A 13,687-nucleotide genomic window follows, 5' to 3' on the forward strand; every position below is an offset into this window, starting at 1 on the left:
CACGTCCCCCGGCTTTATCTGAGGCGTTCCGACCTTATTTTTTCTGCAAGCACGCGAAGTTCGATCGAGGCGTCGTTGAGGCTGCTGATACTGACACCGGCAGGAGCCGAGGCGGCGGCCAGCGCCCTTGCGAGAGCCACCCGCGACTGGTCAATCAACAAGACCCATCCCGCCAGACGAAGCCGGTTGCTCTCAAAAGCCGCGTTTCGCGTGGCCGCGCTGCCACCATCGGTGGAATAGCGATTCTGTCCCGCATTGAGCAGTAAATGCATGGAAGGCGTCGCGTCCCGTAGGGCGACAAGGAAAGCATCCATGTGCTTGCCATTGGCGACGAGACGGCGACGAAACTCCTCTCGGCCCGCCGCCGCCAGCAGGGCTTCGGCGGCAATTTTCGCCTGCGCCACCCCTGGAGAAAGTGTCAAAGCGGCCTGAGCAACCACCGGAGGAGCGGTTTTCCCGTCAATTGCCCCTATCGCCGCTGAAGCACTTTTGATGTTCAGCGCAAAACCGGTAACTCGATCAACGGCCGCAGCGGCATTTTCACCTTTTCCCAGAGCAACGAGGGCGGCGTTGTAGTCGTTGAGAGCCTGCAGCGATCGACGCAATGACGCGGTGAGCGGCGGCTCGACGCTTTCCACATAATAGGCCGCATCATCCGGAGCAAAGTTTTTGTCCTTGCCGTTGATATCAAACCACGCCTTTCGCTCGGCTTTGGCAATATCCACAAGAAGTGCGTTCGCTTCGGCAAATTGCGCCTCGTAAGCCTGCCGGTAGAGCTCGAATTCGCGCAGGCCCGTGGCCGTACAACCCTGCAGGAAAAACACTATTACAAAAAAAAGATACAAAAAATTACTTGAAAGTCGCACTATAGCCCCCGCCAGCGACGTATAATTCCTAAAGATTACGCTACACCCTTGGCGGCAATTGTAAAGAGAAAACGTGACGCAATACACCTCAATATTGAAAAATCGCTGCGTTTTTTTTAACCATAACCGATCCCCGCCGCCCCGAATTCGGAAGCAACGTTGGAAAACGATAAAGAGGGCCGCATCGCTGCGGGGGTATCAAGGGGTATTGCAGGGTTTGCAGACGATGCGGCCCCGGGTTGGAACATATGACCCGCCCGCCAAACCGGTTCCTGTTTGGAGGATGGGCATATGCCGGCCGCCTCAACCGTGACATCGGGAAACTCCCCGGTTTTGGCCGCCTGCCCCGTCCACCTTGCGCCGCGCGCACGCCTGATGACCGGGATGGGCCAAGTATAGCCGGGCCGGCGGGACCGTGGACGCGCGGGGATGAACGCTTCTTGAAAAAAGGCGCCCGGAAGCGGCCTCGCCCCATCCCGGCCACAGGAATTTTCAGCGGGTTAACGGTCGGCCGATCGGCGGCATTTGAATTAACCTTGTCTTAAAACCCGACGTTAATGGTTAGCAATTTAAGAATAGCGGAACGAAAGGGTTCCGTTATGCGTGGCGTATTTGCCGTTGTTTTTCTGATGCTCGTTCTGGCCGGCTGCGCCACCGCACCGTCGCAGGTGACCAATGCCTGTGCGATTTTCGAGCAACGGAACGGCATCTTCAACAACTGGCGGCGCGATGCGAAAGCGGCCGAGCGCGAATTCGGCGTGCCCGTGCCTGTCATGATGGCGACGATCTACACCGAATCCGCCTTCCGCCCCTATGCGCGGCCGCCGCGCACCAAGCTTCTCGGTTTCATTCCCTGGACACGCCAGTCGAGCGCCTACGGTTATGCACAGGCGCTGGACGGCACATGGAGCGTTTACCAGCGTGAAACCGGCCGCTGGTCGGCAAGCCGCACCGATTTCACCGATGCCATCCACTTCGTCGGCTGGTATCACGCCAAGAGCCGGCGCGAAAACGGCATTTCGCTGAACGACCCCTATAATCTCTACCTCGCCTATTATTCCGGCCATGCCGGTTATGCGAAGGGCAGCTGGCGCAACAATTCCTCCGTCCAGAAGGCCGCCCGCCGCTCCGCCAACATGGCGCTGCGTTACGAGGCGCAGTTGCAGCAATGCGGATATCGCTGAAGTTGGAGTAGTAGGACCATTTGTCTGCATGCGACGTGGAAAGGCAGATCACCTACCCTCTCCGTCACCCCGGACTTGATCCGGGGTCCAGCGCGATCAAGTCCTTGATCGCAAGAGACTCTTTTCACGGCGCAGATGCGCCGTGGCTGGATGCCGGATCAAGTCCGGCATGACGGTGAAGAATGAGGTCGGACAGAAAGCTACCCTCCATAAGCCGCCAGAAACCCCCTGACCGCATCGATCTCGCCCGAGCGGATTTCATGCCCGCCCGGATGCCACACCGTTTCCACCGTGCCGCCCTGCGCCTGAAGGCTCGTTTCCAGCGACTTCGTCAGCGGCACCGGGCAGATCGGATCGCGCTCACCCGCCGTGATAAGCACCCGGCGCGTTGATTTGGCCGGGGAGATCGTCGGCTCGAACGGGATGAGCGGATGCATCAGCACCGCCGCATCGAAAAGCTCGGGCTGTTCGATCAGCACATTGGCGAGAATATTCGCACCATTGGAAAAGCCGAGACCGATGATCGGGCCAGCCTGATAATGCTCCCGGTTCGCCCTGATGAAATCCGCCATCTTGCCGGTTGCCCGTTCAAGGTCGGCCATGTCGTAGACGCCCTCGCCCGTACGCCGGAAAAACCGCGCCGCGCCATGTTCGGAAACATCACCGACCGGCGAGAGAATGGTCGCCTCAGGCAGCAGGCGCGAGCCGAAATCGAAGAACTGGTTTTCATCGCCGCCGGTGCCGTGCAGCAAAACAAAAAGCGGTGCACCGTCAGCGCCGGCGCGGGATTTGTGGAAGTAGCTATCCCTGGTCATGGGAAAGATCCTTTCTGAAAGGAAGAGGTTCAACGGCTTCCGCAAGGCCTCTTCGGCCAAGCGGAGCAATCATATGAAGCGAACGGACGCGGCTTGTGTCTTCTCCCCGCCGGGGAGAAGTCCGCGGCAGCGGGATTAGGGGGCAAGCTCTCCGAAATCCGGCAACGTTACCCCCTCATCCGATCCTTCGGGCCACCTTCTCCCCGGCGGGGAGAAGAAGCAGGTCGCAACGTCCTGCCAAGCGCTATTGAGAGGTTAAGCCCCCTTCTCGTCCCCCAGCGGCTCCAGATGCTCTTCAAGCACGGAGCGCAGATGCGCGTGCTGGGTCGGCAGCTTCAGCGCCTCGCCGAGATGGGCGGTGTCCTCGTCGCGGTCGAAACCGGGTTCGTTGGTGGCCACTTCGAACAGCACGCCGCCCGGCGTGCGGAAATAGATCGCCCAGAAATAATCGCGGTCGATCACCGGTGTCACCTGATAGCCGGTATCCATCAGCGCCTTGCGCACCTCCAGCTGCTTTTCACGGTTTTCGACCGCAAAGGCGATGTGGTGCACGGACCCCGCACCCAGCCGCGCGCCAGAAATATTCGGCATGGTTTCGATGTCGATAAAGTCGGCACCGTTGCCGCCGGAAATGCCGAGGCGCAGAACGCCATCCTGACGATCCACTTCCTGATAGCCCATGAATTTCAAAAGCTCGGCGGTCGCGCCTTCATCGCGAAGACGCAACGATGCGCCCTGAAAGCCGTGGATCGCCTGATCCTTGCCAACGCCGTTGCCGGTCCATTGCGCACGATTGTCGTCCCTGACCTCGACCAGCGCGAAACCATCGCCATCCGGCCCGGCGAAATGCAGGCGCTTGTCGCCAAAGGCTTCATCGGCTTTCAGGCCATCCACGCCAGCCTTCGACAGACGCTCCTGCCAGTAACCGAGCGACCCCTCAGGAATGGAAAACAACGTGGTGCCCACTTCCCCGGTGCCGGGACGGCCACGGGCGATATGCGGGAACGGGAAATAGGTCATGACGGAGCCGGGCGTGCCGACCTCATCGCCATAATAGAGATGATAGACGTCAGGCGCGTCGAAATTGACCGTCTTCTTCACCCGGCGCAGGCCGAGCGTATCGGTGAAAAAACTGTTGTTCTGGCGCGCGCTCGCCGCCATGGACGTGACGTGGTGCAGGCCCTTGATCTGGTTGAGCATGATAAACCCCTTTTGCCTGGCGGGCCTCACGGTTGGGGCCTGCCCTGTTCATGGCGTAAAGATGGGGTAACAGCGCTCTCAGGCATAGAGAGGACAACGGGAACGGATTGTTCCCGAATGATGAACGATAAAACCGACTGTTCAACGGGCCCAATAGGGCAGCTCAATGATCGTCGGCGACGCCCAGGGTCCAGTAGCCGACAGCGCGCAACGATGCTTTCGGGAAAGCAATCTCGTCGGTGAGGAAGGATTTTGCCGCCCTCGCCTCGGATTTTTCGCAGGCGACAAAGACATGCAGGCCGTCATGATCCGCGCTCCAGGCGTGGTCGCGCAGCGCCTTTTCGATGAGGCCGGCGGTGCCGGCGGGCTTGCCGCGGCGATAAAGCCATGTCCACTCGACATTTGCCGCGCAGACGATCTCCTGCCGTTCGGCTTCATCGTCGATCTCGGCATAGACGCTGAGCTTTTTCCCGGCCGGCATTTCGGCCGCCATGCGCAGCATCACCGGCAGCGCCGTTTCGTCACCGGCAAAGACATAACGCTCGGCTTCCGGGCAGACACCGCTCGGGCCGATGATGCCGAGAACATCGCCGGGCTTCGCCGTCGCGCCGAAGGTCGCGCCCGGCATGTGGTCGCCCTCATGCATGACGAAGTCGATATCGACTTCACCGCGCGCGATATCGCCGGAACGGATGGTGTAGACACGCCGTGTGAGAAGATCGTCGCCCGCCGGCCAGACGATGGCGCCGGTGGGCGCAAGATAAGGCCAGACCGGCGCGCGGGCCTGATCCGGCACCAGAAGCAGGCGCACATGCATGCCGCCGGTCAGCAGCCTTTCGATGCCGCTTTCGACGGAAACCACCAGCCGGCGCATATGCGGCGTCAGATTATAGGCGCGGGCGACCTTGCCGACGAAGAGATTGGGCAGCTCACGCTGTTGCGCGCCATGGCCGCTCCAGCGGAAATCCAGCCCCGTCTCGCCGGAAAACTCGACGATATGCTCGGCCACCATGGCCTTTACCGACATCAATATATGTTCGGAAATGCAGCTCACCCTTGCCGCGAAACGGCCGCCCTCGGCGCTGAAGCTGCCATGGCCGTATTCCGTCTTGAACCGCACCGTAGCACCTTCGCGTTCCATCTCCATATGCTCGGAAAAATGATCCTCGAAAGCATCGACGATCGACAGCGGATCGGGCAGCGAGACGGAGGTTTCGGCGGACAGGAGAGACACGGGCATAATCCTTCACTTTGCAGTCCGGTTATCTTTAATCCCGACAACCGCGAAGCGTAAAGGTATTTTATGAGTGTCTAGAGAAGGTTTTTGTCGCTTCCCACCGTTTCCGGCAATTGCCAGTCGATCGGCTGGCGGCCATGGGAGGCGAGAAAGGCGTTTGCCTTGGAAAAATGGCCATTGCCGAAAAAGCCATTATGGGCCGAAAGCGGAGACGGATGCGGAGAGCGCAGCACGAGGTGCTTGCGCTGGTCCACGAAGGCCGCCTTCTTCTGGGCATAGGAACCCCAGAGCAGGAAGACGACATGGTCGCATTCGTCGTTGACGGCGCGGATGACGGCGTCGGTGAACCTTTCCCAGCCCTGCCCCTGATGCGAGGCGGCGCGGGATTCTTCCACCGTCAGCACGCTGTTGAGCAGAAGCACGCCCTGTTTCGCCCAGCTTTCCAGAAAGCCGTGCCCCACCGGGCGAATGCCGAGATCGCTCTGCAATTCCTTGTAGATATTGACGAGCGAAGGCGGGATGCGCACGCCGGGCTGGACGGAAAAGCACAGCCCATGCGCCTGACCGAGCCCGTGATAGGGATCCTGGCCTAAAATGACGACCTTGACCTCATCGAGAGGCGTGAGATCCAGCGCCCGGAAATATTCCGCACCCCTGGGGAAGATGCGCTTGCCGGCGGTCTTTTCGGCAAGCAGGAACTCCTTCAGCTTGAGCATATAGGGGCTGGCGAATTCGCCGGAAAGAACGCGTTTCCAGCTATCCTCGAGTTTGACGCCTGCCTCTGCCATGCCCGCCTCTCCCATAATCGCGCTTATTTGAACCGGTTGCCGCGTTGCAGCACTTCGATCTTGTAACCGTCCGGATCGCAGATGAAAAAGTATTTCGCGAAAGGCTGGCCCTTATAATCGGCTTCGATGATTTTTCCGGGGGAAAGGCCGATCTCGGTGAAGCGCTGATGCTCGCCATCCACATCGGCCACGCTGACCGCGAGGTGACCATAACCGTCGCCCAGCGCATAGGGCACTTCGCGACCCCGGTTGACGGTCAGTTCCAGCTCGAAATCGCCCTCGGCATTGCTGAGATAGATCAGCGTGAAGTTTTCGAACTCGGCGCGTTCCGCAACCTCAAGCCCGAAAGCCTGTTTGTAAAATTCCACCGAACGCTTTTCGTCCAGCACCCGGACCATCGAGTGGATCAGCTTGGCCATGGTGTTTTCCTTCTTCTTCTTAACCTTTGACGGCCCGGTTATGCTCCGGGCATCGCGGCCCAAGGGGATAAAGACTGCGTGCTTCGCTTTCAACCCTAAAGGCGCTTTTAGACCGACGGGCCAAACGCCGATCACGATAAATGTGATGGAGAAAACCTCTGCTTCGCCCCGTGCGGTAAGGCTCTGCGACAAGGGCCTGCGGCAACAGGGATGACAGATTTCATGCCCCCGCTCTATCATGAGTAGAGAACTCATGATACCGGCTAGGCATGCGCCTTTTATACCTCTGTCTTGGCTGGCTTATGGTCGCGACCGGCATTGTCGGCGCGTTTCTTCCCGTTTTGCCCACCACGCCGTTCCTGCTTCTGGCGCTCTGGTGTTTTTCCCGCTCCTCGCCAAAACTCGAGGCATGGCTGCTGGCCCACCCCAGATTCGGACCTTCGCTGCGGCGATGGCGCGAACGCGGCGCAATCGCCCGCAATGCCAAGGTCGCAGCACTTTCCGCCATGTCCCTCAGTTACGCTGCTTTCTGGTTTCTGAGCGAGCCGCCGCCGCTGCGGGCCGCCATCGTCGCCGCCGTCATGCTCGGCTCCGCGCTTTTCATCGCCACCCGGCCGGAAAGCTGAGGCGAAGGACAGGTCCTTAACGGTGGCGCGACTGCGGCAGCACGTAAGGAATATGCCGTGCCGGCAGCCGACCGACGACGCCGCCAATGCCATAGACCCTTGCGATCGTCTCGTCGCTGATGGTTTCCAGCGAGGGGCCGCTCGCCGTCACCCGGCCGCCATGCATGACGATAAGTTGATCGGCAAATTCCGCCGCAAGGTTGAGATCGTGCAGGATGGCGAGCACCAGCCCGCCGCCGCTTGCAAAATCGCGCGCCGTTTCCAGCACGGCGATCTGGTGGCCGATATCGAGACTTGCGGTGGGCTCATCAAGGAAGAGCGCCCGCGCCTCGCCATTTTCCATCGGGTTCGGCACCTGCGCCAGCGCCCGGGCAAACTGCACCCGCTGCTGCTCGCCGCCGGAGAGCATGTTGTAGGACCGCTGCTCGAAACCGCGCAGCCCGGCCTTGGCGAGCGCGCGGCGGGCCTGCTCTTCGGGCGCGCGGGACCCCTGTGCGACAGCCCCCATCCGCACGATTTCGAGCGCGGTGAAGGGGAAAGCAAGCTGGGTGCTCTGCGGCAGCACGGCCCTGAGACGGGCGAGCTGGACGGGCGTGAAGGCCGGCAGGTCGATGTCGTTATAGGTCACCGAACCGCCCTCGGCGCGCATCTCGCCCGAGAGAACCTTCATCAACGTGGATTTACCCGCACCGTTGGGGCCGATGATGACATTGACCTTGCCGGGCATCAGATCGACGCTGACCGCATCGAGAAGCCGGCGGCCGGAACGGATGAGGGTGAGGTTTTCGGCCCGGATCATGACATGTTCCGCATGGAAAAGCCGCCGCGTCCCAATAGCAGGAACAGGAAGACCGGCGCGCCGATGAGCGCCGTGACGACGCCGATGGGCAGTTCCGCCGGCGACGCGACGGTGCGGGCGAAACTATCGGCCAGAAGCAGAAGTGCCGCCCCGCCAAGTGCGGAGGCCGGCAACAGGAAGCGGTGCGACGGGCCTATGGCGAGCCGCAGAAGATGTGGCACGACGATGCCGACGAAACCGATGGAGCCGGCCGCCGCCACGCTTGCCCCGCAGGCGGCGGCAACGGCCAGAATGACGATCCGCTTCAGCCGCTGCACCGGAACGCCCATGTGAAAGGCGGCGGCATCGCCGAGAATGAGCGCATCCAGCCCGCGGGCAACGAAGGGAATGATGGCGAGAACAACGATGATGAAAGGGAGGGTCGCGAGGACCTTGGCGGGCGTTGCACCACCGAGCGAACCGAGCGACCAGAAGGTAATATCGCGCAGCGCCCGGTCATCGGCCATGAAAATCATCAGCCCCGTCAAAGCACCGCTGATCGCCGCCACCGCGATGCCGGCCAGAATGAGCGTGGTGGTGGAGGTGGCGCCATCCTTCGTCGCGATCAGGTAAAGTACCCAGGTGTTCAGCAACCCGCCGAAAAACGCCATCAGCGGCAGAAAATGCGGGCCGAAAAACACGGCGACGGTGGCAAGCGCCCCTTCCCCGAGAGAAATGGCCGCGACCGCGAAGAGCGCTGCACCCGAGGTGACGCCGACAATGCCGGGATCGGCCAGCGGATTGCGAAACAGGCCCTGCATCATCGCCCCCGAAACGGCAAGCCCCGCGCCGATCAATATGCCAAGCGCCGTGCGAGGCAGACGAACCGCCTCGAGAATGACCCTGTCGCGCGCATCGAGCTGATCCGCGCCGCCGGTGAAATAAGCCCAGAGTTCGGACATGCCGACGCCAGTGGGTCCGCTGACCAGCGACACGCCACAGGCAAACAGCAGGATGCCGACGAGCACGGCGAGGGTGACGACCCCCTGACGGGATCTGTCGCCCGCAACCCTGCCTTCAGCGGAACTCAAGGCTGCAAGGCTCACGGCTTCACCACCTCAGGATAGAGCTTGGCTGCCAGCTCGCGGCCCGCAGCGGGCGTGCGCGGGCCAAAACCGATGAGATAAAGCCCATCCATGCTGATGAGCGCCTTGCTGGCAGCGGCAGGCGTGGACTGGAAGGCCGGCAGCGCGAAAGTCTCATCCGCCTTGGCGGCGTGGTCGCCGCGCGCCATGGTCAGCACCACGTCGGGTGCCGCGGCAATGACCGCCTCATCCGTCAGCGGCTTGTAACCCGTGATCTCCTGAGCCGCATTGATGCCACCTGCCATTTCGATGATCGCGGCGGCTTCGGTATCCTTGCCCGCCGCCATGATGCGGCCGCCGGCGGTGGAAAGCACGAAGAGAACCCGCTTTCTGCCCTTTTCCGGGACGGCGGCGACATCCCTGGCGAGCGCATCGAGCCCGGCCTTGGTCTCGGCAGCCAGCGCCTTCGCCTTGTCAGAAAGCCCGACTGCCGCGCCGACATCCTCGATCTTTTTGGGGATGGCGTCGCCGCTCGGCGGCGTATCGACGGTGACGAAAGGCACCGCACTTGCCTTCAGGATGGCGATGACATCGGCCGGACCGGACCCGTCCTCAGAGAGGATGAGGTCGGGCTTCTGCGACAGGATGCCTTCCGACGAAAGCGCTCGCATGTAACCGATATCCGGCTTGGCAAATGCATCGGCCGGATAGCTGCTGGTGCTGTCACGCGCAACGACGCGGTCTCCTGCGCCCAGCGCATAAAGGATTTCGGTGACCGTGCCGCCCACCGCGACGATGCGTTTCGCTTCCGGATTGCCCTTGTCCGAAGCCATGGCGGCAGGTGCTGCAAAGGCGATTGCGGCAGGCACGAGGGCGGCGAAAACGAAGGAACGAAGGCGGGAATTCAACATGGCGCTATCCTGAAACACGACCCGGCGCGGCTTTGCCCGCGCCAATTAATCTTGAGTTCTTTACACATGTTTATGGGCGGCGCAATCGATAAGTGGAGTAAATTTGTTCGCTTTGTCGTGAACCCCTTTCCAACCTCCCTGCGGCTGGATATCCTGACTCAAACTGGAAACTTAAAGGGAGAATTTCATGTTTATCGCAATGAACCGCTTTCGCGTCGTACCGGGTTATGAGGAAACCTTCGAATCCATCTGGCGCGAGCGCAAATCGCATCTGAGCGAATTGCCGGGTTACATCGAATTTCACATGCTGAAAGGCCCGAAGGCGGATGACCACACGCTTTATGCCTCGCACACCGTCTGGGCCACCAAGGACGATTTCCTCGCCTGGACGAAATCCGAGCAGTTCCGCGCCGCCCACGCCAAGGCCGGCGAAAACCGCGGCAAGGTGGAATATCTCTCCGGCCCGCATTTCGAAGGCTTCGACGTCATCATCCATGAAGACAAGAACGGCGAACGCCGTTCGATTGCCGCCTGAGGCCGCCCGATGAGCATTGCAGCCCAAAAGACCGACGACGACAGGCAGGCCCGCGCCGCCGCTGCGCTCGCCAAAAAGCCCGATGGCATCGTGGAGGCCATCGCCGCCAAGGCCGAGGTAACGCCTGCCGAAATTCTGGCGATCCTGCCGGAAGGTGCCGCTGTTTCCGCTGCCGCCGACCGCTTCGACGCCATCTGGAACGAGATGCGCGGCTGGGGCGAAGTCCTGATGATCGTACAGACCGGCGATATCGTGTTCGAAGTGCCGGGCCACCTGCCGGAAGGCAGCGAAAGCCACGGCTGGTTCAACATCCACGGCGACAGCCCCATCGGCGGTCACATCAAGAAGGACAATTGCGCCGGCATCACCTTCGTCGACCGCGGCTTCCACGGCCGCCGCTCCTGTTCCGTCTGGTTCATGAACGCCGCCGGCAGCGCCATGTTCAAGATTTTCGTCCGCCGTGACGAGAACAAGGAACTGCTGGCCGGGCAACTCGCGAAGTTCGAAGCGCTGCGGGACGGTTTCCGCGGCTGATACCCGTGGGGAGGCTGCCAGCTGTCTCCCCACTGCTTTCATAATCGCACGCGTCATCATTCGCCCGGGACCTCTCCGGCTCACGCGTGAGAAAACAACCACCGGTTCATCGCCCGTTCAGTGCCGTTTTTTATCATCCGCTGAAATTTGATCGGCACCAGCACGGAGCAAGCACCATGACCGACCGCCAACCTCTTCTTTCGCGCCGCAGTTTCGCAGGGCTTGTTGCGCTTGCGCCGCTTTTTGCAGCGGGCGGCGCGGCTGCCGCACCGGCAAGCCTGCGCGGCAGCGTTTCCTATCGCGAGCGCATTGCCCTGCCGCCGGGCGCGACCGTCACCGTGCGCCTGATCGACGTTTCGCTGGCGGATGCGCCGTCGCAGACGATTGCCGAAACCACCATCCGCCCGCGCGGGCAGGTGCCGGTGCCCTTCGTGCTGCGTTATGATGACCGCGACATCCGTGGCCGCCGCTCCTATGCGCTGAGCGCCGAAATCCGCGACCGCGACCGGCTGCTCTTCACCACCACCCGCCGTTATTCGGTGCTGACCGGCGGTCGCGACGATACCGATCTGGTACTGGAGCGCGTCGGCGCGGGCCCGGGCCGGCCGGAGCCGGAAGCCGGTATCGACGGGCGCTGGCTGGTGCAGGACATCCGTGGCGAGCGGGTTCGCGGCCGCCGTCAGGCAACGCTGGAAATTACCCGCGAGGGCCGCGTTTCCGGCAATGCCGGTTGCAACGGCATCGGCGGCGAGGTGAAGATCAGCCGCAACCGCGTCGATTTCGGCCGGATGATTTCCACCCAGATGGCCTGCGCGCCTGACATCATGCGCCAGGAACGGCAGTTCATCGAAGCGCTGGAAGGCGCTCGCTCCTTCAGGCTGGAGCCGCGCCGCGGCACGCTGGAACTGCTCGACGGCCGCGGCCGCACGGCGATGCGCCTGCGCCGCGCCTGAGACCGGCAACCTGCCGAAACACCCTGCGTCGCCGTGCTGGCCCAACTGTGCTGGCCATGGAACATTCCATGTCGCTTCCGGCACGGCGCACTGCCCTTTCCCGCCCTATGACTTTGGCTGCGTTCGTCTTGACGCTTTGCTCCGCCGCAGAGCTGCGCTATGGAACGCGCCGAACTGCGCCGGTTGATGCCGGCGCGACGTCTTTGAGGGAAAACGAATGACATCCTATGTTCTGACCGTAGCCTGCAAATCGACCCGTGGCATTGTGGCTGCGATTTCCGGTTATCTGGCGGAAAAAGGCTGCAACATCGTCGACAGTTCGCAGTTCGACGACCTTGAGACCGGCAAGTTCTTCATGCGCGTCTCCTTCATCTCCGAAGAAGGCGCCACCCTTGAGGCCATCACCGACGGCTTCAGGCCGGTGGCGGAAAAATTCGGCATGGAGGCGGATATCTATCCGGACGGCCAGCGCATGAAGACGCTGTTGATGGTGTCGCGTTTCGGCCATTGCCTCAACGACCTGCTCTATCGCTGGAAGATCGGCGCATTGCCGATCGACATCGTCGGTGTCGTCTCCAACCATTTCGATTACCAGAAGGTCGTCGTCAACCACGACATTCCCTTCCACCACATCAGGGTGACGAAGGAGAATAAACCCAAAGCCGAAGCCCAGCTGATGGACCTGATCGAGACCAGCGGCACGGAACTCGTGGTACTGGCGCGCTACATGCAGGTTCTGTCCGACGACATGTGCCGGAAGATGTCGGGCAAAATCATCAACATCCACCATTCCTTCCTGCCCTCCTTCAAGGGCGCCAACCCCTACAAGCAGGCCTATGAGCGTGGTGTGAAGCTGATCGGCGCGACGGCCCATTACGTCACCGCCGATCTCGACGAAGGCCCGATCATCGAGCAGGACACGGTGCGCATCACCCATGCGCAATCGGCCGACGATTATGTCTCGCTCGGCCGCGATGTGGAAAGCCAGGTGCTGGCCCGGGCCATCCACGCCCATATCCACCACCGCACCTTCATCAACGGCAACCGCACCGTCGTCTTCCCGCCAAGCCCGGGAAGTTATGCTTCCGAGCGGATGGGGTGAACCCTTCGCATTGACGAAATGACAACCACAGTTTACATTGCGCCATGCTCACGATCCGGGAAACAAGCGAGTTTGCCGACTGGCTGGCGGGTCTGCGCGATGTGCAGGCGCGCGCCCGCATAGCACGGCGCATTTACCGGCTGGCGGACGGCAATCCCGGAGACGTGAAACCGGTTGGCGAAGGCGTCAGCGAACTCAGGATAGACCTTGGACCCGGATATCGGGTCTATTTTGTCCGGCACGGCGATGTCGTCATCATATTGCTGTGTGGCGGCGACAAGGCATCGCAGTCCCGCGACATCGCCAGAGCCAAGAAACTGGCCAGAGCGCTCAAGGAGTGAGACCATGCCACTTGTGACACGCGATTACGATGCTGCCCGCTACCTTGATAGTGACGAAGCGCTTGCCGCTTACATCGCCGACGCCACAGAAAGCGGCGACGCACAGGAGCTTGCCCATGCGCTGGGCGTCGTGGCGCGGGCCAAGGGTATGACTGACCTTTCGAGGCAAACTGGCCTTCCCCGCCAGACCTTGTACAAGGCCCTGAGCGGCGACGGAAATCCGGAACTGGCGACGATTGCCAAGGTCGCCGACGCGCTGGGCTACAGGCTCTCGCTGGTGGCGAAATCGCCTGCAGACACAGCCGCCTGATAA

Annotated in this window: 17 protein-coding genes; 8 read left to right on the forward strand and 9 right to left on the reverse strand. The window is 61.6% G+C overall.

The window, feature by feature from the left end; all coding sequences use genetic code 11:
• Window positions 1-14 precede the first annotated feature (14 nt).
• Window positions 15-866 (reverse strand): acetoacetate--CoA ligase family protein, encoded by an 852-nt coding sequence (locus tag FGF54_RS11170; RefSeq protein ID WP_142779685.1) that lies wholly within the window; start codon window positions 864-866, stop codon window positions 15-17.
• A gap of 599 nt (window positions 867-1,465) precedes the next feature.
• Here FGF54_RS11170 and FGF54_RS11175 point away from each other — a divergent pair.
• Window positions 1,466-2,050, forward strand: a complete 585-nt coding sequence (locus FGF54_RS11175; RefSeq protein WP_142779686.1) for a transglycosylase SLT domain-containing protein — start codon at window positions 1,466-1,468, stop codon at window positions 2,048-2,050.
• A 200-nt stretch (window positions 2,051-2,250) separates the two neighbouring features.
• Here FGF54_RS11175 and FGF54_RS11180 read toward each other — a convergent pair whose 3' ends face one another.
• The 5 genes from FGF54_RS11180 to FGF54_RS11200 all read right to left on the reverse strand — a co-directional run bounded on the left by FGF54_RS11180 (window position 2,251) and on the right by FGF54_RS11200 (window position 6,509).
• Window positions 2,251-2,865, reverse strand: coding sequence for an alpha/beta hydrolase (locus tag FGF54_RS11180; protein WP_142779687.1), 615 nt, complete (start codon window positions 2,863-2,865; stop codon window positions 2,251-2,253).
• Between the two features lie 255 nt (window positions 2,866-3,120).
• Window positions 3,121-4,065 (reverse strand): VOC family protein, encoded by a 945-nt coding sequence (locus FGF54_RS11185; RefSeq protein ID WP_142779688.1) that lies wholly within the window; start codon window positions 4,063-4,065, stop codon window positions 3,121-3,123.
• Window positions 4,066-4,228: 163 nt separating this feature from the next.
• Window positions 4,229-5,305, reverse strand: a complete 1,077-nt coding sequence (locus FGF54_RS11190; protein ID WP_142779689.1) for a siderophore-interacting protein — start codon at window positions 5,303-5,305, stop codon at window positions 4,229-4,231.
• A 71-nt stretch (window positions 5,306-5,376) separates the two neighbouring features.
• Window positions 5,377-6,090 (reverse strand): uracil-DNA glycosylase, encoded by a 714-nt coding sequence (gene ung / locus FGF54_RS11195; RefSeq protein WP_080850962.1) that lies wholly within the window; start codon window positions 6,088-6,090, stop codon window positions 5,377-5,379.
• Between the two features lie 23 nt (window positions 6,091-6,113).
• Window positions 6,114-6,509: a VOC family protein gene (locus FGF54_RS11200; RefSeq protein ID WP_003522591.1), complete on the reverse strand. Its 396-nt coding sequence runs from the start codon at window positions 6,507-6,509 to the stop codon at window positions 6,114-6,116.
• A gap of 269 nt (window positions 6,510-6,778) precedes the next feature.
• On the opposite strand from FGF54_RS11200, the gene FGF54_RS11205 reads away from it, so the two are divergent.
• Window positions 6,779-7,135: a YbaN family protein gene (locus tag FGF54_RS11205; RefSeq protein WP_142779690.1), complete on the forward strand. Its 357-nt coding sequence runs from the start codon at window positions 6,779-6,781 to the stop codon at window positions 7,133-7,135.
• 16 nt (window positions 7,136-7,151) lie between these two features.
• Here the strand turns inward: FGF54_RS11205 and FGF54_RS11210 are convergent, their stop codons facing one another.
• Genes FGF54_RS11210 through FGF54_RS11220 form a run of 3 tightly spaced genes read right to left on the reverse strand, consistent with a single transcriptional unit; the run spans window position 7,152 to window position 9,909 of the window.
• The gene (locus FGF54_RS11210) at window positions 7,152-7,934 is read right to left on the reverse strand and encodes a heme ABC transporter ATP-binding protein (RefSeq protein WP_065655547.1); all 783 of its coding nucleotides are present in this window, start codon (window positions 7,932-7,934) and stop codon (window positions 7,152-7,154) included.
• A complete protein-coding gene (locus FGF54_RS11215; RefSeq protein ID WP_142779691.1) occupies window positions 7,931-9,019 on the reverse strand; it encodes an iron ABC transporter permease in 1,089 nt (362 codons plus the stop codon). Before FGF54_RS11215 ends, FGF54_RS11210 begins: the two co-directional genes overlap by 4 nt.
• A complete protein-coding gene (locus FGF54_RS11220; RefSeq protein ID WP_125145461.1) occupies window positions 9,016-9,909 on the reverse strand; it encodes a hemin ABC transporter substrate-binding protein in 894 nt (297 codons plus the stop codon). The genes FGF54_RS11215 and FGF54_RS11220 overlap by 4 nt, the downstream gene beginning before the upstream one ends.
• A gap of 187 nt (window positions 9,910-10,096) precedes the next feature.
• On the opposite strand from FGF54_RS11220, the gene FGF54_RS11225 reads away from it, so the two are divergent.
• The 6 genes from FGF54_RS11225 (at window position 10,097) to FGF54_RS11255 (ending at window position 13,684) form a co-directional block, all read left to right on the forward strand.
• On the forward strand, window positions 10,097-10,444 hold the full coding sequence (locus tag FGF54_RS11225) for an antibiotic biosynthesis monooxygenase (RefSeq protein ID WP_003522597.1): 348 nt from the start codon (window positions 10,097-10,099) through the stop codon (window positions 10,442-10,444).
• Window positions 10,445-10,453: 9 nt separating this feature from the next.
• A complete protein-coding gene (hutX, locus tag FGF54_RS11230; protein WP_142779692.1) occupies window positions 10,454-10,978 on the forward strand; it encodes a heme utilization cystosolic carrier protein HutX in 525 nt (174 codons plus the stop codon).
• A gap of 176 nt (window positions 10,979-11,154) precedes the next feature.
• Window positions 11,155-11,931: a YbaY family lipoprotein gene (locus tag FGF54_RS11235; protein ID WP_059754584.1), complete on the forward strand. Its 777-nt coding sequence runs from the start codon at window positions 11,155-11,157 to the stop codon at window positions 11,929-11,931.
• Between the two features lie 217 nt (window positions 11,932-12,148).
• Window positions 12,149-13,033 (forward strand): formyltetrahydrofolate deformylase, encoded by an 885-nt coding sequence (purU, locus tag FGF54_RS11245; protein ID WP_142779693.1) that lies wholly within the window; start codon window positions 12,149-12,151, stop codon window positions 13,031-13,033.
• A gap of 44 nt (window positions 13,034-13,077) precedes the next feature.
• Entirely contained in the window at window positions 13,078-13,374 is a 297-nt protein-coding gene (locus FGF54_RS11250) for a type II toxin-antitoxin system RelE/ParE family toxin (RefSeq protein ID WP_035263680.1), read from the forward strand.
• Window positions 13,375-13,378: 4 nt separating this feature from the next.
• The gene (locus FGF54_RS11255) at window positions 13,379-13,684 is read left to right on the forward strand and encodes an addiction module antidote protein (RefSeq protein ID WP_065655553.1); all 306 of its coding nucleotides are present in this window, start codon (window positions 13,379-13,381) and stop codon (window positions 13,682-13,684) included.
• Window positions 13,685-13,687: the final 3 nt, after the last annotated feature.

The sequence above is a fragment of the Agrobacterium sp. T29 genome, from assembly GCF_006970545.1.
In the GTDB taxonomy this organism is placed as follows: domain Bacteria; phylum Pseudomonadota; class Alphaproteobacteria; order Rhizobiales; family Rhizobiaceae; genus Agrobacterium; species Agrobacterium leguminum.

Coding starts and splice junctions, on each gene's coding strand:
- FGF54_RS11175 (WP_142779686.1), top strand. CDS start 1,466: ATGCGTGGCGTATTTGCCGTTGTTTTTCTGATGCTCGTTCTGGCCGGC.
- FGF54_RS11180 (WP_142779687.1), bottom strand. CDS start 2,865: ATGACCAGGGATAGCTACTTCCACAAATCCCGCGCCGGCGCTGACGGT.
- FGF54_RS11185 (WP_142779688.1), bottom strand. CDS start 4,065: ATGCTCAACCAGATCAAGGGCCTGCACCACGTCACGTCCATGGCGGCG.
- FGF54_RS11190 (WP_142779689.1), bottom strand. CDS start 5,305: ATGCCCGTGTCTCTCCTGTCCGCCGAAACCTCCGTCTCGCTGCCCGAT.
- ung (WP_080850962.1), bottom strand. CDS start 6,090: ATGGCAGAGGCAGGCGTCAAACTCGAGGATAGCTGGAAACGCGTTCTT.
- FGF54_RS11200 (WP_003522591.1), bottom strand. CDS start 6,509: ATGGCCAAGCTGATCCACTCGATGGTCCGGGTGCTGGACGAAAAGCGT.
- FGF54_RS11205 (WP_142779690.1), top strand. CDS start 6,779: ATGCGCCTTTTATACCTCTGTCTTGGCTGGCTTATGGTCGCGACCGGC.
- FGF54_RS11210 (WP_065655547.1), bottom strand. CDS start 7,934: ATGATCCGGGCCGAAAACCTCACCCTCATCCGTTCCGGCCGCCGGCTT.
- FGF54_RS11220 (WP_125145461.1), bottom strand. CDS start 9,909: ATGTTGAATTCCCGCCTTCGTTCCTTCGTTTTCGCCGCCCTCGTGCCT.
- FGF54_RS11225 (WP_003522597.1), top strand. CDS start 10,097: ATGTTTATCGCAATGAACCGCTTTCGCGTCGTACCGGGTTATGAGGAA.
- hutX (WP_142779692.1), top strand. CDS start 10,454: ATGAGCATTGCAGCCCAAAAGACCGACGACGACAGGCAGGCCCGCGCC.
- FGF54_RS11235 (WP_059754584.1), top strand. CDS start 11,155: ATGACCGACCGCCAACCTCTTCTTTCGCGCCGCAGTTTCGCAGGGCTT.
- purU (WP_142779693.1), top strand. CDS start 12,149: ATGACATCCTATGTTCTGACCGTAGCCTGCAAATCGACCCGTGGCATT.
- FGF54_RS11250 (WP_035263680.1), top strand. CDS start 13,078: ATGCTCACGATCCGGGAAACAAGCGAGTTTGCCGACTGGCTGGCGGGT.
- FGF54_RS11255 (WP_065655553.1), top strand. CDS start 13,379: ATGCCACTTGTGACACGCGATTACGATGCTGCCCGCTACCTTGATAGT.